This window comes from Alteromonas sp. MB-3u-76 (assembly GCF_002831605.1).
Taxonomy (GTDB): Bacteria; Pseudomonadota; Gammaproteobacteria; order Enterobacterales; family Alteromonadaceae; genus Alteromonas; species Alteromonas hispanica.
In genome coordinates, this window is record NZ_CP025115.1 from 1,552,245 (window position 1) to 1,577,234 (window position 24,990).

Here is a 24,990-nt window from a genome sequence, read left to right on the forward strand (position 1 = left end):
AACCGAACAGGTTTATTAGTCAGCCGCTTTTTTCAAACGCCAAGCACAGATAAAGAGCACTAATACAAATAGCCACACGCCGTAATCTTGCAGGTGGTAGTAGGGCGTAAAGCCTTTGGTCGCTATAACAGGGGCGCTGATATTTGCAGATTCAAATTGTGGAAGCCTGGCATCAATACGCCCTTTGTGATCAATAAACGCAGTAATACCATTATTAGTCGCCCGCAGTACCGGGCGGCCTAATTCTAAGGCTCGCATTTGTGCTATTTGAAGATGCTGAGCAGGGCCGTGAGATTTGCCAAACCAGGCGTCGTTACTCACGGTAATTATCATATCGGTGTCACCATTAACGTTTGCTGTAACTTGTCTTGGAAATGCAATTTCAAAGCAAATAGCCGGTGCAAGCTTAATTCCATTCGCCTCTAAGTTCTGTTGCTGAAAATCTCCCCTAGAGAACGAAGACATTGGCAAATCGAAAATAGGAGCGAGGGGGCGCAATAGTGATTCAAACGGCACAAATTCACCAACGGGCAATAAGTGATGTTTTGAAAAACGGTTATTATGAAAATATTGGTAGTTGGGGTAAGTCGCGTCTGGCGTTTTCTTGCCAACAACAATAAGGTTGTTCCATGCCTCATCGGTTTCCCAATTGAAGTTTACAATACCCGTGATGAGCGCCGTATTTTCTTTAAACGCTCTCTCGTTTAATTGCGACAAGTAAGGTTGTGCTAATGGCTCGAGCTTTGGCACCGCAGCTTCTGGCCAAATAATTAAATTGCTACCCCATACTGTTTCTGTAAGTTCTAGGTAGGTTTGCATGGTCGCGGCGTCTTGTTCCGGTACCCAACGAAGACTTTGTGGAATGTTTCCCTGAACCATAGATACAGAGTAGGTTTTTGAGGGGCTTACCCAAGTATGCTGATATAGCAACGCGCCACAAATGAGAAGACTTGCTGTAATTGCCGAAGCAGATAAAAATGTGCGTTTGCTATTAATTATAGCTAGTGAGGCCGCACTGATAACAATGAGCGCGGTTAACCCTGTTTCACCGATAATAGGTGCGAAGCCTGCTAACGGACCATTAATTTGGCTATAACCTAAAGAAAGCCACGGAAAGCCAGATAACATCCAACTGCGCAGCCATTCGGCAAGCACCCAGAATAGTGGTAGCGCTAAAGGCCAAAGCTGAGGCTTAAAATATTTAGCCGTAAGTTTAAAAGCGAGGGCTGGATATAACGCCAAATAGCCGCAAAGCAGTGCCATTAAGCCAATTGATGCAATTAATGGAAGACCGCCAAAATCGGCAATACTCACATGCACCCAGCTAACGCCTGCGCCAAACCAGCCCATACCAAACAACCAGCCCGCCAAAAACGGCTTGTGTTTAAGTTTAATTAGCTGGCGTATAGCAATAGCTAGCGCTGGAATGGTAAGCGCCCACATTGAAAAAGGCGCAAAGGCTAGCGTTAAGCTGAGGCCGCTTGCAATAAGCAGCAAATAGGGAGTAAAGCGTTTTAGCATGGTGTTTTTAGCCAATGTGCCTAGGGCACGTTGGCTCCATATTTAAATTATTCGATAGCGAGCTGGTGGTTAACTACGGCTACTCGAGAGAAGGCACCGATATTTTTAGCTGTATCAAGCGACGTTTATCAGAGTTAGTCACTTTGAAGTGAATATCGCTAATTGTAACTTCTTCACCAGTTTCAGGCATATGCCCAAAGGCTTTAAGCACAATGCCGCCAATGGTATCGGCTTCTTCTTCACTAAAGCTGGTTTCAAAAAATTCGTTAAAATCGTCAACCGGTGTTAGTGCTTTTACCGAGTAAGTCGACTTGTTAAGCGGGCGAATATCGTCGGTGCCGTCTTCTTCAATATCGAATTCGTCTTCAATTTCACCAACGATAATTTCTAGGATATCTTCAATAGTAACAAGACCAGACACGCCACCGTATTCGTCTACCACAATAGCCATGTGGTAACGCTGCTGCCTAAATTCTTTAAGCAGTACATCTACACGCTTGCTTTCAGGAACAATAACGGCAGGGCGCAGTATGTCGCGAAGGTTGAAGTGTTTTTCGGTATTGAAAGCAAAAGAAAGAAGATCTTTAGCGAGTAAAATCCCTTCAATATGGTCTTTATCTTCGCTGATCACTGGAAAACGAGAGTGAGCGGACTCGAGCATAATGGGAAGAAACTCTTCCACTTTTTGTTCGACATCGATGGTGGACATTTGAGCGCGAGGGATCATGATATCTCTTACACGCATTTCGTTAACCCCAATAACCCCTTCAATCATTTCACGGGTTTGCGGGTCAATTATCTCATTTTGCTCAGCATCGGTAATAACTGCTACCAATTCTTGTCTATTTTTCGGCTCGCCAGAAATCGAATTTTTTAGTTTATCTAACCAACTCTTGCCTGATGAGCCGTTGGTAGAGTGGGGGTTGTCGTCGCTCATAATATCCATTTTATTGTTTATTCAACACCAACGTTAAAATGCTTCTTACACGTCGTCAATGCTTTATTGTTTTAAATTATAAATCGCAGAATTTTCATACTCTTGGGTAAACTAACGTTTTAAAACCAAGAACATTGAAAATCAAGCTTCGTAAGGATTCGCAATATTTAAGGAGGAGAGAATTTCAATCTCCTTTCCTTCCATCTCGTCCGCTTCTTTATCGGATATATGGTCATAACCAAGTAAATGCAATATGCCGTGTATCGTCATATGAGCATAATGATGCGTCGTGAGCTTTTTCTGCTCCTCGGCTTCTCGGCTAATTACCGGCGCACATATCACCAAATCGCCGAGTAAGTTCATTTCAATTCCCGGTGGTGCCTCGAAAGGAAAAGAGAGTACGTTAGTAGGCTTATTTTTACCGCGGTAATCGTTGTTGAGTTGCTGACTTTCTATTTCGTCGGTTAAACGAATAGTAATTTCTTGGTCGTGAAGATTCTCTGAGGATAAAACTGCATTAGCCCATACACTAAAGCTATCGAGCGGAGGGATAGCGTTAGCTATCTCCTCGTCGCTGTTTTCGCCTTCATACGCGTTCTGGTAGTCGATAATTGCTGTCACGAGTTGCTCGTGTTCGCGTTTACGCTGCTTACGTCATTAGCACCACTTGCGGCAGAAGCGGCTTCTGCTTGTTGAAGGCGAAGTGCTTCTTCTTTCTTTTGCTTGCGAATGCGCTCTTGCTCGGCGTCGTGCTCTTCATAAGCGCGAACAATTCGCGCAACTACGGGGTGACGCACTACATCGTCGGCATTAAAGAAATTAAACGAGATATCGTCTACGTCACTTAACACTTCGATGGCGTGGCGCAGGCCCGACTTTGCGCCGCGTGGTAAATCTACCTGTGTAATATCGCCGGTAATTACCGCTTTCGAATTGAAGCCAATACGGGTCAAGAACATTTTCATTTGTTCTACCGTGGTGTTTTGGCTTTCATCTAAGATAATAAATGCATCGTTAAGCGTTCTACCACGCATATAGGCTAGGGGAGCTACCTCAATAACCGCGCGCTCCATAAGCTTCTCAACTTTTTCAAAGCCCAGCATTTCAAACAGTGCATCGTAAAGCGGGCGCAGGTAGGGGTCTACCTTTTGCGATAAATCACCTGGTAAAAAACCGAGCTTTTCACCAGCCTCAACAGCTGGGCGAGTGAGAAGAATACGTCTTATTTCTTGTCGTTCTAAAGCGTCTACCGCAGCGGCTACAGCAAGGTACGTTTTCCCTGTTCCGGCTGGGCCAATACCAAAGGTAATATCGTGGTTTATAATGTTAGCCACATATTGCGCTTGGTTTGGGTTTCGCGGCTTAATAACACCACGTTTCGTTTTAATATTAACTTCTTTACCGTAGCCACCGTTTTCATCTTTCTCTATAACGCGGGCTTCTTGAATTGCAAGGTGAACCTGCTCAGCGTCTAGGTCAGGAATACGACCTTTAACAGGTTGGGTTTCAACGTAAAGAAGCTTGAGTAATTCGGTAGCGCTATTGGTTTGCTGTGGCTCTCCAAGCACCTTAAATGCGCTATTTCGGTATGTTATTTCAACACCCAACCTGCGCTCAATTTGCTTGATATTGTCATCAAACGGGCCACATAAACTCGACAAACGCTTACTATCTGCCGGTTCTAACTCAAATTCATTACTTACCAATGTACTCAAACTTCTAATTTCCTCGCTTTACGCTTTTTAAGAATGTTTCAATATTAAAAACGTTTATCTCAATAGTCTTTTCATTAATTGCCTAGGCCTAACGTTCTGTTAGGCCGGCGTGAACTGGCCAACACCTAACTCGTTAGGGGTTTCTGCCTGATGCTTTGCCATAATAGATTGGGGCGATACGGCTACACGCAAGCCCATTTCACTCTCTCTGCGAACAACTTCGCCGCGCAATGAGTTAGTGAAAACGTCAACGATGTTTACATCAACAAATTCGCCAATCATGTCTGGCGTGCCTTCGAAATTAACAACGCGGTTGTTTTCAGTACGACCAGAAAGCTCCATTGGGTTTTTCTTCGATGGGCCTTCTACCAAAATACGTTGCTCAGTGCCTACCATGTGGCGTGCAATACGCAATGCCTGCTGTGTAATGCGTTGCTGTAAAAGGCGAAGACGTTGTTTTTTGGTCTCTTCGCTAACGTCATCAACGGCGTCAGCCGCTGGCGTACCAGGTCGCGCGCTGTAAATAAAGCTGAAGCTTAGGTCGTAGTCGACGGCCTGGATCAAATCCATGGTAGCTTCGAAATCAGCATCCGTCTCGCCTGGGAAACCAATGATAAAGTCGCTCGACAAACTGATGTTAGGGCGAATCTTTTTCAGCTTACGCATCTTCGATTTGTATTCTAGCGCTGTATGGCCTCGTTTCATGAGGTTGAGTATACGATCTGAACCACTTTGCACCGGAAGGTGAAGGTGGTCGACAAGCTCTGGAATACTCTCGTAGGCATCAATAATATCGTCAGTAAACTCAACAGGGTGAGAAGTGGTGTAACGAATTCTGTCTATACCATCAATGGCTGCAACCAGCTCTAATAACTCTGAGAAACGACAAACGGTACCGTCGTAGTGATCGCCACGATATGCATTCACGTTCTGTCCAAGCAGATTTACTTCACGCACGCCTTGACCAGCAAGCTGTGCAATTTCAAGTAGTACATCATCTACCGGGCGGCTTACTTCTTCACCGCGGGTGTAAGGTACTACGCAGAAGGTACAGTACTTCGAGCAGCCTTCCATAATAGATACAAACGCGGTAGGACCTTCAGCGCGAGGCTCGGGCAAGCGGTCGAACTTCTCAATTTCAGGGAAACTGATATCCATAACCGACTTGGCGCCACCTTGCAGTTCGTTAATCATTTCAGGCAAGCGGTGCAAAGTTTGAGGGCCAAATACTAAATCGACAAATGGCGCACGCTGACGAATGGTGTCACCCTCTTGAGATGCTACACAGCCACCTACGCCGATAATGAGTTCTGGCTTGTCTTGCTTCAGGTTTTTCCATCGGCCGAGCTGATGAAATACTTTTTCCTGAGCCTTTTCGCGAATAGAACACGTGTTCAGCAAAATAATATCAGCGTCTTCAGCAGTTTCAGCCGCGGTGAAGCCGTGTGTTGAGTCTAGTAAGTCTGCCATTTTCTCCGAGTCGTACTCGTTCATTTGGCAGCCCCAGGTTTTGATATACAGCTTTTTAGTCATAACAACTATTCGTTAACCTGTTAAGTTCTGGTAAGTGGTTGGTGGAGTAAATGAATGTCGCGAGCATAAAAACGCGATGCCACCCACACAACACAGTTACGTTGAAGATGTTCAAAATAGCCGCACATTTTACCTGTTATGCACCTATATTCCCAGCGTAATAAGACGATTACCGGTTAATTTAAGGAATTAAAGAAATTTAAGTAATGACTCGATGTTGAAGCCGCAAGTGCTGGGCTAATCCATGATTTCTACTTAATTTGTGTTAATCACCGGTATTTTATATTCTGGTCACAGAAAAATATGCATTTAATCATGGAGTAACAATGTACCACTTTTGCATTAATGGCGGCGGTATGGTGGGCGCAGCGTTGGCGTTAGGACTAGCGCAGCAACACTATAGCGTAGTAGTAATAGAGCCATTTGCTCCAAAAGATTTTTTTAAAAACGATGGGCCAGACCTTCGTGTTTCTGCCATTAGTGAAGCGTCGGTAACACTATTAAAAGCTCTCGGTGCTTGGCACTTTATAGAAAAGATGCGCGTAAAGCCCTACGCGGGCCTTAGCGTGTGGGATGACCCCAAACACAGAACCGACTTTACCGCTAAAAGTATTGATGTTCCTCAACTGGGATATTTTGTTGAAAATCGCTTGTTACAACTGGGCTGTCATCAGGCTTTGGCACTGCATGAAAATGTTACGGTTATAAGCAACGACGAGGTAAAAGAAATCACGTTGGCGAATAATACCGCCGAGGAGGCTTTTACAAACACTGCTGAGGGTTCTTTTAGCACTACCGCTGAGGGCTCTTGTAGCAATTCCGCTGAGGGCTCTTGCAAAGCTATCGCTGAGGGCTCTGTAACACTGACCTTGTCGTCAAACAAAAAAATTGAGGCGAAATGGCTTGTGGGGGCAGACGGCGCGCAATCCCAGGTGAGAAAAACCGCAGGTATTGGCACAACTGGTTGGCAATATGCTCAGCAGGCCATGGGCATTACGGTAAAAATGACTAAGCAAACGGAAGCGATTACTTGGCAGCAGTTTACGCCAACAGGGCCAAAAGCTTTTCTACCTATGTTTGATGAGTATGCATCATTGGTGTGGTACAACTCGCCTGAAGAGCTCAAACGACTAAAAGGGCTAAGTAACACACAGCTGAAAAATGAAATTCTGGCTGCCTTTCCTGAAGAGCTGACAAAAAATGACAATGACTTTTCCGTAATCGATAAAGCAGTGTTCCCGCTAACGCGCATGCATGCAAGCGAGTATGTGAGAGGGCAGTGCATACTAGTAGGTGATGCGGCTCACACTATTAACCCTCTGGCGGGGCAGGGTGTAAATATTGGTTTTCGCGACGTACAGGCATTATTAGAGGTAACAGCTAGCAAGCCGGATTTAACGTCTATGGCTTTTCGCCGGCAGCTGAAAAATGACTTTGAAAAACCCCGTAGAAAAGACAATTTATTAATGATGTCGGCAATGGACGGGTTTTACAGCTTGTTTAGTAACGATATAGCCCCCATTAAATGGATAAGAAATCAGCTTCTTTCTGTAGCCGAGCATGCTGGGCCTATTAAGAAAGAAGTACTCAAATATGCTATAGGGATGCGTTGATGGAAGTGCTTATTTTACTCGCAGTGCTGTTTGGTGCACTGGTAATCGTTGTGCCGCTGCTAGAGCGCTCGAAAATGCGTATTAGTAACGAAGACGCGGCAAAATGGGCCAAGTGGATTTGGCCGCTAATGGGCTTACTACTTGTTGCACAGTTGATCAGGCTGGCGTTTTCTTAACAAGCTTTTGCACTAGTCTCTCTTCACATACAAGGCTGCGCGATACGAAGCTGCGCGATACAAGGCTGCATCGCGCATACCACGCTCATATTACACGCTCGTATCACACGCTCATATTAATGATACAGTGCGACAATTTAGAAGCTAAACGTTCTGGCAATACCAAATACAATACGCTCTTCTGCGGTGTCAAAATCTAAATTTGTATTTTCAGCTGCAATTTCAAAATCAAATCCTTCATAGCTGGTTTGATACGCTACACGATAATGATAAAACGAAGTGTCATTGCCTTGCCACAACCACTTATCACTGTCTAATGAGTTTGAGACGTCGAAGCTTGCACGTATATTGTGATTTGGCGCAAGTTCAAAGGTATGCGCTACCATTGCAATAGCGTGTTTTGCACCGGTACCAAAGTAATCCCACGTGTACCAAAAATTAAGCTCTGAGTTTCCATAGTCGCTGGCATAACCAAATTTGGTGTAAAGTTCTGGGTAGTTACCCGCACTAGAATCATCACCACCGTGATAAGAATAATAGGCAATACCGTAGTCTATGCTTACCTTTTCGGTAATAGTTTGATATCTGCCCACATAAAAGTCCCACTCAAGGTTAGTGTCGCCACCAAAATCGACATTTGATGCCCAGGTCCCAGCATAAAAACCATCGCTGAAGGCTTTATCCACACCGCCTTGAAGTGCAGGGTCGTTTTGAGTTTGGCTAACACCGTTAAAGGTATAGTCTGACACGGCAGATATGTTCGCGCTCCAATCTGCATGTGCTGTTGCCGAGCATATCAATGCAGAAATAATAGCGGTTATCAAGGTTGTTGAAGTGCAAAAAATGTGTGATTTACTCATGATTACTACCTATTTTTCTCTCTGTTTTTCTTTCTATGATTTGTGTATGGCTCGCTCTTCTTTGTGCACTTTCCCCTAGTGTGTTCTTTTGAATATATTCACGTATATTCATAAGTTTAGGGCGCAACCTGCCCACATCGGCTCAAAGCTGAGCCAATGCAAAACAGGTGCATTTAGGTGCGAATGAAAAGCGAGTTAAACGCTATAGATTTAGTTGCTGTAGATTTAGTTACTATGGATTTTTTTAATTAACACTTTCTATTTTTGTGAAGTCGATTTTGTTTTCTTTGGGTGAGGTTTTAATGGCCGTCACTGACTTGAATTTTTGACTTAAAATGAACGCAAAGCAGCTAAAGAAAACGGCTATCACCAAGGCGCCTACCCACTGAATTTGAAGGAAGTCGAGTTTAAACAGCAGAGTTAGCGCCGACAGCGCAACAATGTTGAGGGCGATATAGTTTCTCTTACCAATGCGTGCCACCGATATATTGAGGTTGTCGGTATACAGCCTTATCAGTGAATCAAGAGAATTGATGACAAAAACAACACCAACAAATACCATCGCTAAATTTGTGAGCCCTTCGGTTGGAATGCCCGCGCTGTGATAATGATAAAGCACTGAGAACCAAGCCGCGATTGGAGTAGAAGGGATCACCATCATTGCTAGCAGCACCTGATATGTTTTGAGGCCGCCTACAAAGCGCGAGGTAAATTGACCTATCATAATACTCCAGCTGAACCACCAAAATAGATAGAACTCGTGGTATTCGTTCATGGGAAGTACGAAATGATCAATATTAGCGAAGTAACCGCCAATCAACCCAAGGTTTGTGAGGTAAGCAGCAATTTGGCTTTCACCAAATATAAACGCACTAGCCCACATGCCTACAATTAACGCTATAAACACCCAAGTGGTTGTTAGACTTAAAATACGCACATACTTAATGTTGGTACTTGAATAAACAGCAAATGCAATAGCCGCAAAAACAATGAGATAAAACGCGGGTACCACAGATTCCCCATCGCCTATGCTGGGTAAATACCAAGGCAGATTCGACAGCAATAAAAATGCAGTAAAGGCACAAGTTCCAATGATCACAACGTTGTTTATTAGCTTAACAACCGGGATCTCGAAGAATTTAACCTTTGGCTCGATTACGCAGAAATAAAAGCAAGTAAGAAAGTAAAACGCCCAAATGAAGAAGCCCCAAAACCCAAACTCAATAGCAAGAGGGTTGGTGAATGCATATTCAGGACTTGCGCTTATGTCAGCATAACCTGCAAATTCGGTAAGCGGGAACATGATAAGCCCCACATCTAAACCCGAGGTAAAGAGAATAGCAATAAAGGTAAAGGTTCTAACTGGCGTTACACCAACCACTTTCATATTGCCCCATTTGAACAAAATGTAAGCCACAGAAAGTAGGGTAAACATAATGCCTGCACTAAGCCATACTGTCATTATCACCCTCCCAATATTGATAGAAATGTAACATGCTTTTTCCTTTTTTAGTTGTTAGTTATTCCACCCAACTATATGTAGCGACCTTACAAAAGCTGCATATAGGCACTGTGGAAGACGCGCTTGAATATATTTCAAGCGCATTAGTGCTTAAATGAGTTAACAAACTTAACGCTGTTGGCGTTGCCAATTTTCGTTAATTGCAACGGGCACATTCTGTGGAGGTAGCGCAGGTTTACCTAAAATGATATCTGCTGCTTTTTCTGCAACCATAATGGTTGGCGCATTTAAGTTGCCGTTAGGAATGGTCGGGAATATTGACGAGTCGACCACGCGCAAGCCCTCTAGTCCGTGTACCTTGGTTTGAGAGTCAACAACAGCCATCTCATCTTCGCCCATTTTGCATGAGCACGATGGATGATAGGCGCTCTCTACGGCGTTTCGAACGAATGCGTCAATTTGTTCATCTGTTTGAACATGCTCACCAGGCTGAATTTCGCCGTCCCTAAAGTCGTCGAACGCGGGTTGCGCGATAATTTCTCGTGTCAGTCTTACACATGCTCTGAACCCTTTAATATCATCTTGGTGTTGCAGATAGTTGAATAAGATCTTCGGTGGAACCGTGGGATCTGAAGACTGTATGGTTACACTACCTCGGCTTTTAGGCTTATTGTGGCCTACGTGTACCTGAAATCCATCACCATCAAACGCAGACTTACCGTCGTAACGAATAGCTGCAGGTAAAAAGTGATATTGAATATCAGGCCATTCCACGTCGGCCTTCGAGCGTATAAACGCGCACGATTCGAAATGGTTAGTGGCACCTAAACCAGAGCGATTAAACAACCAGCGCGCACCAATTAGCCCTTTCGAGATAAGATCTAACTTGCGGTTGAGCGTTATGGGCTGCTTGCACTTATATTGAAAATAAAATTCAAGGTGGTCTTGTAAGTTTTGACCCACGCCGGGTAAGTGATGTTTAACCTCAATACCGGCACTCTCAAGCACGTTGCTATCGCCAATTCCTGACAATTGAAGAATATGTGGAGAGCCTATTGAACCGGCACTTAAAATTACTTCATTATTAGCAAGGGCAGTATTGGTTTTACCATTCACCACATACTCGACACCTTTTGCCACCTTATTATCAAGCACTACCTTAGTTACAAGGGCACCAGTGACAATGGTCAAATTTTTACGAGACTTTACCGGGTCTAAATATTCTCGGCTGGTAGAGCTGCGAACGCCGCCTTTAACGGTCATGTGCATAGGCCCAAAGCCTTCCTGCTGCGCACCGTTGTAATCGCTAGTAATGTCGTAGCCCGCTTGTTCACCAGCTTTGGTGAAAGCTGTGTACAACGGGTTCTCCATTTCATTACCGTTGTTCACACCAATTTCGCCACTATCACCACGATAGGCGTCGTTACCCTTGTACCAGGTTTCGGCTTTTTGGAAATAGGGTAAACAGGCTTGGTAGTTCCAGCCTTCTGCACCATGGGCTTCCCACTCGTCAAAGTCTTTCGCGTGACCGCGAACGTACACCATGCCGTTTATTGATGAAGAGCCACCTAGCACTTTGCCTCTGGGGCAGTGCATTTCACGGTTATTTAAATAGGGTTCTTTTTCAGTATTAAATTGCCAGGCATATTTGTTGGTATTCATAGGAATAGACAACGCCGTAGGCATTTTGATGAAAATACTTTTATCTGAGCCACCGGTTTCAAGCAGGAGTACTTTGTGTTCAGGGTTTTCTGACAGGCGGTTTGCCAGCACACAGCCCGCAGAGCCTGCACCTACAATAATGTAATCAAATGTCTGCATAATGAATCCTCAAAGGTTTGCGTTTAAACGTGTGTCTTAAAACGGGCTCTCGATGCTGCTCATACCCACATAAATCGATTTTGTTTGGGTATAGCTATTGAGAGATTCGACGCCGTTTTCACGCCCTATGCCAGACTGTTTGTAACCACCTACAGGCATTTCAGCAGGAGAGTTACCGTATGAATTAATCCAGCAGATACCTGCCTGAATTTGATGTATAACGCGGTGAGCACGTTGAATATCTTTACTGAACACACCTGCAGCTAAACCAAGTTCGGTGTTATTAGCGCGAGCGATAACTTCGTCTTCGTCATCAAAAACTAGCACGCTCATCACAGGGCCAAAGATTTCCTCTTTTACTATAGTCATATCATCGGTGCAGTCGGTGAATATAGTAGGCTCTACAAAGTAGCCATTAGGAGCAGACTGTGGCGATGCCGCGTTACCGCCGGTGATTAATGTAGCGCCTTCTTCTTTGCCTTTGGCTATGTAGTTAAGCACCAGCTCTTGATGCTTTTTAGAAATAAGTGCACCTAAATTCACATTAGGATCGAGTGGGTCACCCATAACAATGTTGTTTTCAGTTCGGGTTTTCAGCTCGTCAATAAATGCTTGGTATACCGAGCGCTGAACAAAAACGCGAGTACAGTTAGTGCAAACTTCGCCTTGAGTGTAGAAGTTGCCCAACATGGCGGCACTTACTGCCTGGCTAATATCGGCATCATCAAATACAAGTAATGGAGATTTTCCACCCAGTTCCATTGTGACGTCTTTAAGGTTTGACGCTGCGGCACTTTGCATTACTTTTTTGCCTGTGCCTACTTCGCCAGTAAACGATACTTTTTCAATATCAGGGCAAGACGTAAGCCATTGACCAACTTCCGCGGCACCTTGAACAACGTTAAAGACGCCAGCCGGCACGCCTGCTTCAATAAATATCTCTGCAAGTTTGAGTGCACCCATAGGCGTTTCTTCAGAGGGTTTAAAAATAAAGGCATTTCCAGCAGCAAGAGCAGGGCCCGACTTCCAGCACGCTATTTGTAGGGGGTAGTTCCAGGCGCCAATGCCGGCACAAATACCTAAGGCTTCTTTACGTGTGTAGAAAAAGTCTTCACCAACGGGTTGTTGAGTGCCTAATTGAGTAGGAGCAAGCCCAGCATAATATTCAATAACGTCAGCGCCTGTTTCCACATCAACACAATCGGCTTCTTGAATTGGCTTACCGGTGTCGAGCACTTCAACTTTTGCCAGTTCATCATTACGTTCTCGAAGCAGTGCAACCGCCTTGTTCAGAACTCGCGTTCTTTCAATTGGCATCATTGATGACCATAACACGAAGCCTTCTTTTGCACTTTTAATTGCTTCTTGTTGGATAAAATCATCAGCAACTTCGACGTGATAAATCACTTCATCGGTAGCGGGGTTCGTAACGGCAAAGGTTTCTTTGCTTTTGTTTGCCAACGGCTTGCCATGAATGAAATTCTGATAAGTTGGTAATGACATGCATAAACTCCTACTTTTAAAACGGGCTAAATAACGAGCCAACTAAATTATGGGTATGTGGTTCAAAACCTATGAGTAAAATCATTAGTGTTAAACACATTGCCCCTTCAAAAAATATTCACATATTGCCGCTCTATTGCTGGGTGCTCGTGGCTACGAACCCCATATTTATTGCTTTCAATACTGTGTTATTTATTTTAATTGACTGTTCAATAAAAATAAATTTTATAGTGTTCTAACTATTGTTTCAACTTGAAGATAGGTGGTTACTGGTTTTAAGGCCCCATCTCGATGGATTTGGTGGTGCTAACCTAATGTTTTGTTTATATAAACCCAGAAATATTAAAAAGTGCTCTAATGGTTTAGAAAGTGTTTAATTGAAGTGATTTATTGAGGGACTTTAATTAAGACGACTAACGAGGACGACAAATTAAGGCGACAAATGAGAGCGATCACTGACAGTGTTACAGGGAGAAAGACTGCAGATTATTTGTACGTTAACGCGTTTGCTGACCAAATTATTTAACCCAGTGTGAAGCACTGTATTTGCAAACCTGCGCGAGACGTTGCAGGGGGAAACGGGAAGGGCAGGTGTTAATTCTCAGGCCACTGTGATTATACGAACCACCTTGCAGATACGCCAGTTGGTGAACCATTCAAAAAATTTGAGTGGTCACCTAAGTAGTTGTCTGAGTTAGTGCACTTGAGCACTAAGCTCTATTCAGGTAATAAAGTCTTGCAAAACGGAAGCATCGCTTCCGTTTTTGTGAAGGCTTTAGTGAAGAGCTCTGGGTCACTTAAAAAGTTTTAAAGCAGATTTGGGGTTAAAAACTAAAAAGCTGCCAGATATTGCGGAGAAATTTCCTCCACTGCATGCGAAGCAACTGTATCTTTATATCCTTTTTGCTCCAGCAGTGCTTTTAGCTCATCGCGGGTTTCGCATTGTTCGTGCTTTGCCAGGGCGATTGCTTCAATAAAGCACGAAAGGTGAACTGAAGATTGTGTTTCCATCATAATAACTACTCTTGTCTGTTTTTGTTTTTTTCACTTTGTATTCGCTTCGCTACAAAGGAGTGACAATTATGTGACTTTTGTATGACTAATAAAGGCATGTGGTTCATAAATGATATGTAAATAGAAAACGTTCAGGTAAACAACATCTATTATTTTCAGAATAAGGTATTACTACTTTAGTATTGTTTTACGTCTATATTTTGTGATTTACTTCGCTCGAAAGTTCAAAGCAACAGAATTAAAAAAGGCTATGTTCGGATTAACTGTTGTTGAATCGAAAAGAGCCTGTTTTCGTTAAGGTTTTCTGGATTATCCATAAACCTGAACCAACCCAGGTAGTGTTCCAAGTATTTTGTGGCTACTCCGTTAAACCGTTTTATCCACGCTTTCAGACGGCTGTGATAGGCGTTAACATTTTGAATGTGAAAGACTTTATCTATCACCTTAATTCCTCCTGCCACATCTAAGCGCTTGTGTATTAAATCATTTTTCTCAGAAAGAGCTATGTAGGGCTTATAGCCATCACTACACAACACACTGTCTTTCTCTAATTTTCCTGCTAGCTCCTGATGCAAAGCTTCCGATGTAACACTTGGCACAACGGCTTCATACGTACTCTTAGCTCGGTCTCTGACCGTTAAAACTGGCACCCAATCATCCTTTGAACGCCCTCGTTTTTTCGCTTTCACCCCTCTTTTACGGGGCTGACGAGTCATCCGTTTTGAGCCTTTCTCTGAGTAGGGAAAAAGTGTTTCGTCTGCCTCGATAATGCCTTCTAATTTGCTCGCTTTCAGTGCTGATGGTAGCGCCAAGAATCGGTGCCGCCACCTGAACGATGTTTCAAGGTGGAGGCCACATTCTTCGGCACATTTACGCAATGGCTTACTGTCCAGCATACAGCGAATATATTCTAACCAAAGCTCTTTGTACCTCAGTCGAGCTAGCGGTGTCGCCGTTGTCGCTACAAAGGTTTTGCCGCAGTTCTTGCAGCGATAACGCTGCATCTTGTTTACCTTGCCGTGCCGATTGATCAGTGAGCTATGGCAGTGCGGACATTCAGGGTTTTCAACCATCCGCTCCTCAAGCTCTGTTATCAACTGTGAGACGCTATCAGTGCCTTTCAGCAGCTTCTCAACATAACGGGTTTGACTATCTGTTAAGTGTTCTAACTCGGCTATAAGCTTTGTAAATTGTGCTGGGATCATGATCAACCCTCAATAACTGTATTCATATACAGTATAGCAACAATTTAGCAGAACATAGCCTTAAAAAATAAAGAATAAAAAAATAAAAAAGAGTGACATGAGTGAGTGGGAAGCAGAACGCGTTATAACCAATTATTGACGTGCTCACTCAATTAATCACCTAAGAATAATAACTTTTCTCAGACAGTTTTTGTCTCTGTGCCTTCAGGCTTGCGCGTACCTTGTATGAGTTTTTATGACTGATTTTTTACAGGTCATCATAAACAAACTACACAAACGTATTACGCAAACACATTACACATATTCATACTCAGGAATTATCACTATGCAACAAGCAAAACATGGCGTCATGGCTTTTAAGCTTTCAATAATTGCAAGTGCAGTGGCAGGAGCTGCCTTTTCTTCATCATTACTTGCTCAGCAGCAGTCTCCAGAGCAGGCTGCCCTTGAAACAGACATTGAACAAATTCAAATTGTGGGTTCTCGCAGAGTAGGGCGCACCATTAATGATTCACCAGTGCCTATCGACATTATTGATGCATCATCTATAGAAGCAACGGGTCTTACTGAAACCAATATGATCCTTAATCAGTTGCTGCCGAGTTTTAACTTTCCACAGCCGTCTATTACCGATGGTACCGACCACGTGCGTCCGGCGCAGCTTCGCGGCCTTGCACCCGATCATACATTGGTACTGGTAAACGGAAAGCGTCGCCACACCTCTGCGCTGTTAAACTTAAACGGCTCGGTAGGTCGCGGCTCATCGGCGGTTGATTTAAACGCGATTCCAGCAAACGCTATTAAACGTATTGAAGTATTGCGCGATGGCGCTGCAGCGCAGTATGGTTCAGATGCTATTGCAGGTGTTATCAATATTGTATTAAAAGATGCCAATGAAGGCGGCAATATTTCAGCAATTTACGGTGCAAACGTCACTACAATGGACGGTGTACCTAACCTAGAAAGTGTTTCTACCAATGAGCAAGGTAACCTGGTATTTAACACAGGTTCAGATAGAGAACTCACCGACGGTCAAACCTTTACCTTGCGCGGCAATGTTGGCTTTGAATGGGGCGACGACGGTTTTGTTAATGTGTCTGCAGAGTACCGCGACAGAGGTCAAGCAAATAGGGCAGACTTCGACCCTAGAGAAAATTATTCTCGTGATGCGAACGGAAACATCGACGAGAGAGAATTAACGGTTAATCGTTACAATCACGTGTACGGTAATGGTGAAGTTGAAGACTATGCGCTATTTGTTAACGCGGGAAGGGCTATTACCGATGACATTGAATTTTATGCTACAGCAGGGCTAAGTAGCCGTGATTCATTAGGTGGTGGTTTTTACCGTCGCGCACAAGATAGCCGAAACGTTTTAGATATTTATCCCAACGGCTTTCTTCCATCTATTCAAACAGATATCTCAGATATGTCGCTAATCACAGGCATAAAGGGATACGGTGAAGTCTGGAATTATGATTTGTCACTTACTCACGGTGGGAATGAACTTGAATACAGCGTTGTGAATAGCTTAAACACTTCACTAGGCCCATCAAGTCAGACAGATTTTAATGCCGGCACACTTGAATACAACACCACAATATTCAACGCCGATGCCTCTCGCTTAGTAGATACGGGGGGTTTTTATAGCGAAATGAACTTTGCTATGGGCGCCGAGTATCGCTACGAGAGTTACGACATTACGGCGGGCGAAGAGAACTCGTACATACAAGGCACGTTTGGGCCAGGCGGTATAGCGACTGACCCAGTTGACGGACCTTTTGGTGCTGCAGGCTCTCAGGTATTCCCTGGTTTCACCCCTGCTTCAGCGGGAGACAACAGCCGAAACAACTACAGTATTTATGTGGATTTAGAAGCTGACGTAACTGAGAGTTGGAATGTTGCGGTTGCCGGTCGTTTTGAAGATTATTCTGATTTTGGTAGTACGTTTAATTGGAAGGTATCTCAAAGATATACCCTAAGTGATGCATTTGCTCTTCGCGCGTCGGTATCAACTGGTTTTCGCGCGCCGTCGCTACAGCAGCAGTATTTTACCTCGGTGGCTACCACGTTTGTTGACGGTGAGCCGACGGAAACAGGTACATTTGCGCCTTCTAGTGATGTGGCACAAGCCCTTGGTAGCCCAGGTCTCGACGCAGAAGAGTCGAATAACTACAGTGCCGGTTTTACCTATTCACCCACTGCAGACTTCAACCTAACGGTTGATTTTTATCGCATTGATATTGATGATCGCATTGTGTTGTCGAACAACCTGTCAGGTCAAGCTATCGAAAGCCTGCTTGAAGGTACTGGTGCTACCCGCGCAAGGTTCTTCTTAAACGCCATTAATTCCAGAACAGAGGGTGTGGATATTGTTTCCACCTACACGCTGAATACCTCAGATTTTGGTGCATTTAATTTTAATGCAGGGATTAACTTTAACGACAATGAAGTTACTGATATTTTGGATGCACCAGCAGTGCTTCAGGGGGCAGGCTTCGACCAAGGTAATTTATTCTCAGACGTTGAACTACGTCGCTTTGAGACAAGCGCCCCAGATAGCAAAGTAAATTTGGGCGTAACCTGGTCTTACGATATCTATTCAACCACGCTGCGAACAACTCGCTATGGCGAGGTTGAAGACCCGTCATCGGTTGAAGCACGAAACGAGATAATACCGTCTGAGTGGATTACCGACCTTGATGTACGCGTTGCTATTACCGACCAACTCGCTGTGTCGGTGGGCGCGAACAACATTTTTGATGTTTATCCAGAAGCAACACGAGACCTTGTAGATGAAGTTACAACGTTCTCGAATATATTCCCGTATTCAAGCTTTTCGCCATACGGTTTCACCGGGCGCTATGTTTACGGTAAGGTATCTTATAGCTTCTAATAATGGGCTAACACCGCCTGATACTTTGCCTTAAAAAAGCCTCGCTGCGCTCTAATGTGCAGCGAGGTTTCTTTATATTCTTGTTTGTTAACGCTATACGTTTAACGCTCTCTAATACTCTATATTAGCCACATTCTTATGACACGTTTTTAAAGGTTAGCTCTCTTGAAACCAACTCCCTTAAGCCAGCTCTTTTAAGAACACCTCTTTTAACATCAACTGTTCTTGTCAAACGTGATGTTGCCTCGGTGCTTGTCTACTAACGCAAAATCTTCTTCTGGGATAAACGTGTCGTAATCGCGCTGAAGTTTTATTTGTGCCTCTTTACGAATCTTGCTTCGTCTTATTGCAGTAACAAAATGACGCATTTCTTGGTGCGTGGTTAACTCTAACTCAGGTACCTGCACCGGCTTTCCATCATCGTCTTTTGCCACCATGCTGAAAAAGCTATTGTTTGTGTGTTTCACATCGTTAGATTTAATATTTTCAGTGGTTACTTTTATGCCTACCACAAGCGACGTGTTACCTACAAAATGCACAGTGGCATCTAAATGCAATAAATCACCTACTTCAACAGGCTGTAAGAATTCTACGCCATCAACGGTTACGGTAACGCAGTAAGCGCCAGCGTGCTTACTGGCACATGCATAGGCTACTTTGTCCATCAACGATAAAATAACCCCTCCGTGTACCTTGCCGCCGAAGTTGGCGTAAGACGGCACCATGAGTTCGGTTAAACGAGTTCGAGAAAATGCAACATTGCGAATAGCCATTTACCACCTTATTGTGAGTAATTTAAAGGGTCGATATAAACGATCGAGAATGAAAAATACGCGTATTATCACTGATAGAACATATTTAATGTGAATAGCGATGCAGTCACGATTATTCGTGAAGGATAAATCCCTATTGCTACAATAAATAAACTAACAATATTTGTGAAGGAATGGTTTTGTCTTCAATACATTTTTATCAACCGAAAGACGGACATGGCTTAGCCCACGATCCGTTTAATGCCATTATTGCTCCTCGTCCTATTGGTTGGATTTCCACACAATCTTCTCAAGGCGTTCTTAATCTGGCGCCCTACAGCTTTTTCAATGCACTAAATTACACGCCACCCATTATCGGCTTTTCAAGTGTGGGCGATAAAGACTCGCTAAATAATGCTCGCGAAACCGGTGAGTTTTGCTGGAACCTTGTCTCTAAGCATCTTGTAGATGCCATGAACGAAACCAGCAGGCCACTCTCTCCTGAGGAAAGCGAGTTTTCAGCATCAGGTTTAAGTACCGCTAGTAGTCAGGTTGTTGCGGTTCCAAGAGTGAAAGAAAGCTTAGTGTCGATGGAGTGCAAAGTAACCGATATCACTCAGTTAAAGTCGGCAAAAGGCGAGCTGGTAAACAGCTGGTTTATTATGGGAGAAGTCGTAGGTGTGCATATCGACAAATCACTCATTGAAGATGGTGTTTACAAAACGCTGAAAGGAGAGCCCGTAATGCGCGGCGGCGGAGCGGGTGACTACTTTTCTATTAGTGAAAGTAACTATTTTGAATTGCGCCGTCCAGGCGCCAAATAAATTCTTGATGTAACGGCGCTAACTAAAAGTGCTAAATATAAGCGTCAACTATAAGCGCCAACGATAAGCGAAAAATTTAAACGTTAGCCAGGATAAGCAGCATGTTAAATATGAATTTTGATGAGCGGATGGTGATTGATACACAGCCAATGCCGTGGCAAGCATCGCCATCGAGTACGGTGTGGCGTAAACCGCTAGAGCGAGAAGCAAAAGAGTCGGGGCATACTACCAGTGTGGTTAAGTATGAAGCTGGCGCGAGTTTTAGTGAACACGGTCACCCCTATGGCGAGGAGATTTTCGTTCTAGAAGGTGTGTTTTCCGATGAGCACGGCGATTATCCTGCGGGTACCTATTTACGCAACCCACCAGGCAGTAAGCATAGCCCGTTTAGTAAAGAAGGATGTGTGATACTGGTAAAATTAAACCAGTTCGACCAACGTGATGTTCAAGAAGTTAGGGTTGATACAAGTAATACGCCATGGCTACAAGGGCAGGGCGGATTGCAGGTAATGCCTCTGCATAACTTTGAACACGAGCACGTTGCACTGGTTAAATGGCCTGCGGGAGAGGTGTTTAAGCCTCATCGTCATTTTGGCGGTGAAGAGATATTTGTTTTATCTGGTACATTTAAAGACGAAGCTGGGGAATACCCAACAGGGACCTGGATGCGAAACCCGCATATGAGTCAGCATCATCCGTTTGTTGATGAAGAAACTGTTATTTGGGTGAAGACAGGGCATTTGCCAGTCGCGTTATAGCTGTCATTAGCTAATACTGCTAATGCGGGTTAAACAAAATAAAAAGGCCCTATGTTTGCCGCTTTTTTATTTCATTAGTTTTTGACTTTGCAGGTGGGCGGCACTTATTTGCCGTATTTACGCCGCACTTATGCCGCAATAGTGCGCAGTTGTATAGCGATAGGGCCGCAGTAATAAGGAAAAACATGGTAGAAAAATCGTTTAACGCAGGTGCTGTTAAAATTGCCGCATTAGATAATCAAGGTGCTGGGCAGGTAGTCATTGGTCTTCATGGTTACTTAGACAACGCGGCGAGTATGCAGGCACTGGCTCCTCATCTGACGTCTTATCGCTATATTGCCATCGACTTGGCAGGGCACGGCCATTCGTCCCACCGTCCGATAGGTGCCTATTATAATCAGACTGATTATTTACAAGACCTACATGCGTTAATAGAGGATCAGGGGTTTAAAGACGTTATTCTTATCGGGCATTCATTGGGTGGTATTCTGGTTACTATGTACGCTGCTTTATTTCCCGAGAACGTGAAGGCTGTAGTTAGCATAGATGCCTGTGGTCCGCTAACGCAGAGTGAGGAAACTTCACAACAGCAGATGCGCGATGCGCTGCTTAGCCGCTTTAATAAAACTCAGAACAAAATGCTCAGCGCGCCTGCAAAAGTTAAACCAGCGGTGAAGTTGGAAGACGCAGTCACTGCTCGCTGTAAAATTTCTGATATGCAGCCTGAGCATGCACGCCAAATACTTGCGCGCAATATGACCAAAACCGATGATGGAACCACATCTTGGTGCAGCGACCCTATGTTGCGAACCAAAAGCGTACTTCGATTGACCGAGGCACAGGCCAAAAATCTGATGGAATCCATCTTATGTCCTATCCTATTCATTGGTGCGTCTGATAGCTTTAAGAATTTGCCTCAGGTTTTTGAAAAACGAAAGGGGTGGTTTAAATCTGCGCAGTATGAGCAATTTGTAGGCGGTCATCATATTCATATGGAAAAAGTTGACGATGTAGGGAGTCGAATTGTTCAATTTGTTGAGCAAATGTAAATTGCAGCGTTTATTTTTTTTTACACTTCCTATACTATTCGCAGGTTATCAGACCAGTTACATGGGCACGGCGTCTCTCGGGCTCAAATATTAGTATAAGAATAAAGTAAAGGAGGTTTTGGTGGAAAAAACCTGGCTTAAACATTACGACCCTCGCGTATCCGCAGAAATTGATGCCGACCGCTACGATTCTGTTGTCGACATTTTTGAACAGTCGGTGAAAAAATTTAAAGACAAAGAAGCCTTCATTAATATGGGGCACTCAATTACGTTTGGCGAGCTAGACACACTATCAGCGCAATTTGCCGCTTATCTGCATGCAAGCGGATTAAAGCGCGGCGATGCCGTGGCGATAATGATGCCAAATCTTCTTCAATATCCTGTCGCCATGTTCGGTATTTTGCGAGCAGGTATGGTCGTTGTTAATGTTAATCCGCTTTACACAGCCAGAGAGCTTAAGCATCAGCTAAATGATGCCGATGCCAAAGCAATTGTAATAGTAGAAAACTTTGCGTGTACCCTTGAAGCAGTTATTGGCGACACGAAAGTGAAAGAGGTTTTCCTAACGGCGTTAGGCGATATGCTTCCTGCACCAAAACGTTGGGTAGTTAACGCCGTCGTAAAATACGTTAAAAAGATGGTGCCGTCTTTTAATCTGTCTGACACAACATCATTTATGTCAGCGGTGAAAAAAGGGCAGTCATTAGAGTACAAACGCCCGAATATAGAAAGCTCAGACTTAGCTTTTTTACAATACACGGGTGGAACAACCGGCGTTTCGAAAGGCGCTATGTTAACTCATAGAAATATGGTGGCTAACTTAGAACAGGTGTCTGGCATACTTGAAACTGTGATTGAAGAAGGCAAGGACTTCGTAGTAACTGCGCTGCCGCTTTATCACATATTTGCGCTGCTAGCTAACTGCCTCATGTTTGTGAAATATGGCTGCCGCAACTTACTCATTACTAACCCAAGAGATATGCCTGCGTTTGTAAGTGAGCTGGGTAAGTATCCGTTTACTATCTTACCTGGTGTTAATACGCTGTTTAACGGTCTTCTCAATACTCCGGGGTTCGACGAATTAGATTTTTCTAACTTTAAGTTCGGGCTTGGTGGCGGCATGGCAGTACAGCGCCCTGTTGCAGAGAAGTGGGAAAAGGTCACCGGTACTGTATTGCTAGAAGGTTACGGTTTAACTGAATGCTCGCCGGTTGTTGCGGTTAACCCGCCTCAAATAGACGCCTATAAAGGTGCTATTGGTATGCCTGTTCCTTCAACTGATATCAAGTTACTTGACGACGATGGCAACCCTGTGGAAAAAGGCGAGCCGGGCGAGATGTGGGTAAAAGGTCCTCAAGTAATGAAAGGGTACTTGAACAGACCCGAAGCGACTGAAGATATTTTAAAAGACGGCTGGTTAGCTACTGGTGACATTGCAACCGTAGACGACGAAGGTTATTTCTATATTGTTGACCGCAAAAAGGATATGATCCTAGTATCTGGTTTCAATGTGTTTCCAAATGAAATTGAAGAAGTTGCCGCTATGCATGAAAATGTTGTAGAGGCAGCTGCCGTAGGCGTTCCTCACGAAGTGAGCGGTGAAGTGGTTAAATTATTTGTTGTGCGCAACAATGATACACTGACCGAAAAAGAAGTAATTGCACATTGCCGTAGTCAGCTTACCGGCTACAAAGTACCTAAACATGTTGTCTTTAAAGACGACTTGCCGAAGACCAATGTGGGTAAAATACTGCGTCGAGAGCTTAGAGACTAAAGCCTTTGTTTTTAAAGCCGGCGTTAGCCGGCTTTTTTATTTATTATGCGAAAACATGCAATATCAATTAATTACAACGTATGAACAGTTAGTCGCGGTCTGCAATTTAGCTCAGCAGCAAAAAGCAGTGGCGCTAGATACAGAGTTTGTTCGCACTCGAACACTCACACCTCACCTTGGGCTAATTCAGCTTTACGATGGCGAGCAGCTTCTGCTAATCGATCCATTAGCCATAGACAACATGCAGCCTTTTATCGATTTACTTGAAAATAAGTCTGTGGTGAAAGTGTTGCACTCTTGCTCAGAAGATCTTGAAACGTTTCTCGTTGCCTTTAGTACCATTCCCGAGCCAGTGTTCGATACTCAGTTTGCTGCTAGTTTGTTGGACATGGGACCTAGTCTTGGCTATGCGCGTCTTGTCGAAATGATATGTGACGTCAGCCTCGACAAAGGAGAGTCTCGGACCGACTGGATTGCCAGGCCTCTGAGAGAATCTCAGCTAAGTTACGCGGCCAATGACGTATTGTATCTGCTACCTTGCTATCACGAGCTGGTGGGGAAAATAAAAGCAATTGGCAAGGAGCATTGGGTCTATCAAGAAATAAACCTCCTGGCGGACAAAAAGCGTGCTGAGATGCCGGCAGACTTTGCGTACTTGAGTATAAAAAACAACTGGCGACTCAACAGCGAACAGCTCACCGTGCTTCAAGCTCTAGCGTCTTGGCGTTTAACTACGGCTAGAAATAAAGATATCGCGCTAAACTTTGTGTTTAAAGAAGGGCATATGTTTGAAGCCGCTCAGCGTCTGCTGTCGAGCAAGTCTGAGTTGTCAAAAATCAACGGTGTAAATTACCAATCTGTGCGTCGCTATGGCGAAACTATTATTTCATTGATTGAAGAGGCGAGGGCTCGGTTTGCACAAACGCCGGTAAAATTGCGACTACCACAAGTCTTGCGGCTTATCGATATTCCTCAATATAAGAAAACGTTGGCTGATCTCAAAGCAATTAGCGAGCAGATTGCTCGGGAAAACGGCGTTAATAACGAAGTGGTTTCATCGAAGAAACAGTTAAACCAATTATTAAAATGGTATTGGTTCAGTGTTGACGATACTCGCGTTCAAGGGCTTAAACCCGACGTACTTTCAACATGGCGAGAGCCCCTGTTTTTGCCTAAAGTGAAAGCACTTTTAGGTGAGCAACCAGACAGATAATACATTAAGAACATTCACGCTCGATTAGAAAAGAAGAGTATTTTTATGTTGTGTGCGGTTTACAAAACTCGAAAGAAGCAGGGCATGTACCTGTATGTTGTTAAGAAAGGCAATTTCGATGACGTGCCTGCGCCTTTATTAGAGCGCTTTGGTCACCCAGAACTTGTTACGTTATTGTCATTAGATAAACGGGATAAAGTAGCGGGCATTGATAAGAAAAAACTAGAAGAAGAATTAACTAGCAACGGTTTTTACCTGCAAATGCCGCCTAAGGAAGATGATTTATTGTCATCACATCGCGAAGCCCTTGGTTTGTCATCTACACCGGATGTAAAGTTTTAACATGCGCGTATTATTACTTTTA

General features: G+C 44.0%; 21 protein-coding genes. 9 read left to right on the plus strand and 12 right to left on the minus strand.

Annotated features, from left to right (window positions below):
- Positions 1-15: 15 nt before the first annotated feature.
- From lnt to miaB, 5 genes are all read right to left on the minus strand, one after another.
- Positions 16-1,521, minus strand: coding sequence for an apolipoprotein N-acyltransferase (gene lnt, locus CW735_RS06965; RefSeq protein WP_071979343.1), 1,506 nt, complete (start codon positions 1,519-1,521; stop codon positions 16-18).
- 79 nt (positions 1,522-1,600) lie between these two features.
- The gene (gene corC, locus CW735_RS06970; protein ID WP_071981207.1) at positions 1,601-2,458 is read right to left on the minus strand and encodes a CNNM family magnesium/cobalt transport protein CorC; all 858 of its coding nucleotides are present in this window, start codon (positions 2,456-2,458) and stop codon (positions 1,601-1,603) included.
- A 141-nt stretch (positions 2,459-2,599) separates the two neighbouring features.
- The gene (gene ybeY, locus CW735_RS06975) at positions 2,600-3,079 is read right to left on the minus strand and encodes an rRNA maturation RNase YbeY (RefSeq protein ID WP_071979342.1); all 480 of its coding nucleotides are present in this window, start codon (positions 3,077-3,079) and stop codon (positions 2,600-2,602) included.
- On the minus strand, positions 3,076-4,173 hold the full coding sequence (locus tag CW735_RS06980; protein ID WP_071979341.1) for a PhoH family protein: 1,098 nt from the start codon (positions 4,171-4,173) through the stop codon (positions 3,076-3,078). Before CW735_RS06980 ends, ybeY begins: the two co-directional genes overlap by 4 nt.
- Before the next feature lie 99 nt (positions 4,174-4,272).
- A complete protein-coding gene (gene miaB, locus CW735_RS06985) occupies positions 4,273-5,706 on the minus strand; it encodes a tRNA (N6-isopentenyl adenosine(37)-C2)-methylthiotransferase MiaB (RefSeq protein ID WP_071979340.1) in 1,434 nt (477 codons plus the stop codon).
- Positions 5,707-6,032: 326 nt separating this feature from the next.
- On the opposite strand from miaB, the gene CW735_RS06990 reads away from it, so the two are divergent.
- Both CW735_RS06990 and CW735_RS19725 read left to right on the plus strand, forming a co-directional pair.
- Positions 6,033-7,319, plus strand: a complete 1,287-nt coding sequence (locus tag CW735_RS06990) for an FAD-dependent monooxygenase (RefSeq protein WP_071979339.1) — start codon at positions 6,033-6,035, stop codon at positions 7,317-7,319.
- Positions 7,319-7,495, plus strand: a complete 177-nt coding sequence (locus tag CW735_RS19725; RefSeq protein WP_198033598.1) for a hypothetical protein — start codon at positions 7,319-7,321, stop codon at positions 7,493-7,495. The genes CW735_RS06990 and CW735_RS19725 overlap by 1 nt, the downstream gene beginning before the upstream one ends.
- A 137-nt stretch (positions 7,496-7,632) precedes the next feature.
- Here the strand turns inward: CW735_RS19725 and CW735_RS06995 are convergent, their stop codons facing one another.
- The 6 genes from CW735_RS06995 to CW735_RS07025 all read right to left on the minus strand — a co-directional run bounded on the left by CW735_RS06995 (position 7,633) and on the right by CW735_RS07025 (position 15,360).
- Positions 7,633-8,355 (minus strand): TorF family putative porin, encoded by a 723-nt coding sequence (locus CW735_RS06995; protein ID WP_071979338.1) that lies wholly within the window; start codon positions 8,353-8,355, stop codon positions 7,633-7,635.
- A 244-nt stretch (positions 8,356-8,599) separates the two neighbouring features.
- On the minus strand, positions 8,600-9,817 hold the full coding sequence (locus CW735_RS07000) for a choline transporter (protein ID WP_100971427.1): 1,218 nt from the start codon (positions 9,815-9,817) through the stop codon (positions 8,600-8,602).
- Positions 9,818-9,985: 168 nt separating this feature from the next.
- Positions 9,986-11,638 carry a choline dehydrogenase gene (gene betA / locus CW735_RS07005; RefSeq protein WP_071979336.1) on the minus strand — a complete coding sequence of 551 codons (1,653 nt, stop codon included), beginning with the start codon at positions 11,636-11,638 and terminating at the stop codon, positions 9,986-9,988.
- A gap of 36 nt (positions 11,639-11,674) precedes the next feature.
- Positions 11,675-13,141 carry a betaine-aldehyde dehydrogenase gene (gene betB / locus CW735_RS07010; RefSeq protein ID WP_071979335.1) on the minus strand — a complete coding sequence of 489 codons (1,467 nt, stop codon included), beginning with the start codon at positions 13,139-13,141 and terminating at the stop codon, positions 11,675-11,677.
- Positions 13,142-13,972: 831 nt separating this feature from the next.
- Entirely contained in the window at positions 13,973-14,155 is a 183-nt protein-coding gene (locus CW735_RS07020) for a hypothetical protein (protein ID WP_100971429.1), read from the minus strand.
- Positions 14,156-14,403: 248 nt separating this feature from the next.
- The gene (locus CW735_RS07025) at positions 14,404-15,360 is read right to left on the minus strand and encodes an IS1595 family transposase (protein WP_157812624.1); all 957 of its coding nucleotides are present in this window, start codon (positions 15,358-15,360) and stop codon (positions 14,404-14,406) included.
- A 325-nt stretch (positions 15,361-15,685) separates the two neighbouring features.
- On the opposite strand from CW735_RS07025, the gene CW735_RS07030 reads away from it, so the two are divergent.
- A complete protein-coding gene (locus tag CW735_RS07030; RefSeq protein ID WP_100971431.1) occupies positions 15,686-18,256 on the plus strand; it encodes a TonB-dependent receptor plug domain-containing protein in 2,571 nt (856 codons plus the stop codon).
- Positions 18,257-18,471: 215 nt separating this feature from the next.
- On the opposite strand, the gene CW735_RS07035 is transcribed toward CW735_RS07030, so the two are convergent.
- Complete coding sequence (locus tag CW735_RS07035) at positions 18,472-19,029, minus strand: acyl-CoA thioesterase (RefSeq protein WP_071980060.1); 558 nt, start codon at positions 19,027-19,029, stop codon at positions 18,472-18,474.
- Between the two features lie 179 nt (positions 19,030-19,208).
- Here CW735_RS07035 and CW735_RS07040 point away from each other — a divergent pair, with 179 nt between their 5' ends.
- The 6 genes from CW735_RS07040 (at position 19,209) to CW735_RS07065 (ending at position 24,968) form a co-directional block, all read left to right on the plus strand.
- Positions 19,209-19,832: a flavin reductase family protein gene (locus CW735_RS07040; protein ID WP_083595278.1), complete on the plus strand. Its 624-nt coding sequence runs from the start codon at positions 19,209-19,211 to the stop codon at positions 19,830-19,832.
- A 101-nt stretch (positions 19,833-19,933) separates the two neighbouring features.
- On the plus strand, positions 19,934-20,590 hold the full coding sequence (locus tag CW735_RS07045; protein WP_071980058.1) for a cupin domain-containing protein: 657 nt from the start codon (positions 19,934-19,936) through the stop codon (positions 20,588-20,590).
- 185 nt (positions 20,591-20,775) lie between these two features.
- Positions 20,776-21,639 (plus strand): alpha/beta fold hydrolase, encoded by an 864-nt coding sequence (locus CW735_RS07050; protein ID WP_100971433.1) that lies wholly within the window; start codon positions 20,776-20,778, stop codon positions 21,637-21,639.
- Positions 21,640-21,760: 121 nt separating this feature from the next.
- Positions 21,761-23,413, plus strand: a complete 1,653-nt coding sequence (gene fadD, locus CW735_RS07055) for a long-chain-fatty-acid--CoA ligase FadD (RefSeq protein WP_100971435.1) — start codon at positions 21,761-21,763, stop codon at positions 23,411-23,413.
- A 55-nt stretch (positions 23,414-23,468) separates the two neighbouring features.
- Positions 23,469-24,626, plus strand: coding sequence for a ribonuclease D (rnd, locus tag CW735_RS07060; RefSeq protein WP_100973202.1), 1,158 nt, complete (start codon positions 23,469-23,471; stop codon positions 24,624-24,626).
- Positions 24,627-24,671: 45 nt separating this feature from the next.
- Entirely contained in the window at positions 24,672-24,968 is a 297-nt protein-coding gene (locus CW735_RS07065) for a YcgL domain-containing protein (protein WP_071980055.1), read from the plus strand.
- Positions 24,969-24,990: the final 22 nt, after the last annotated feature.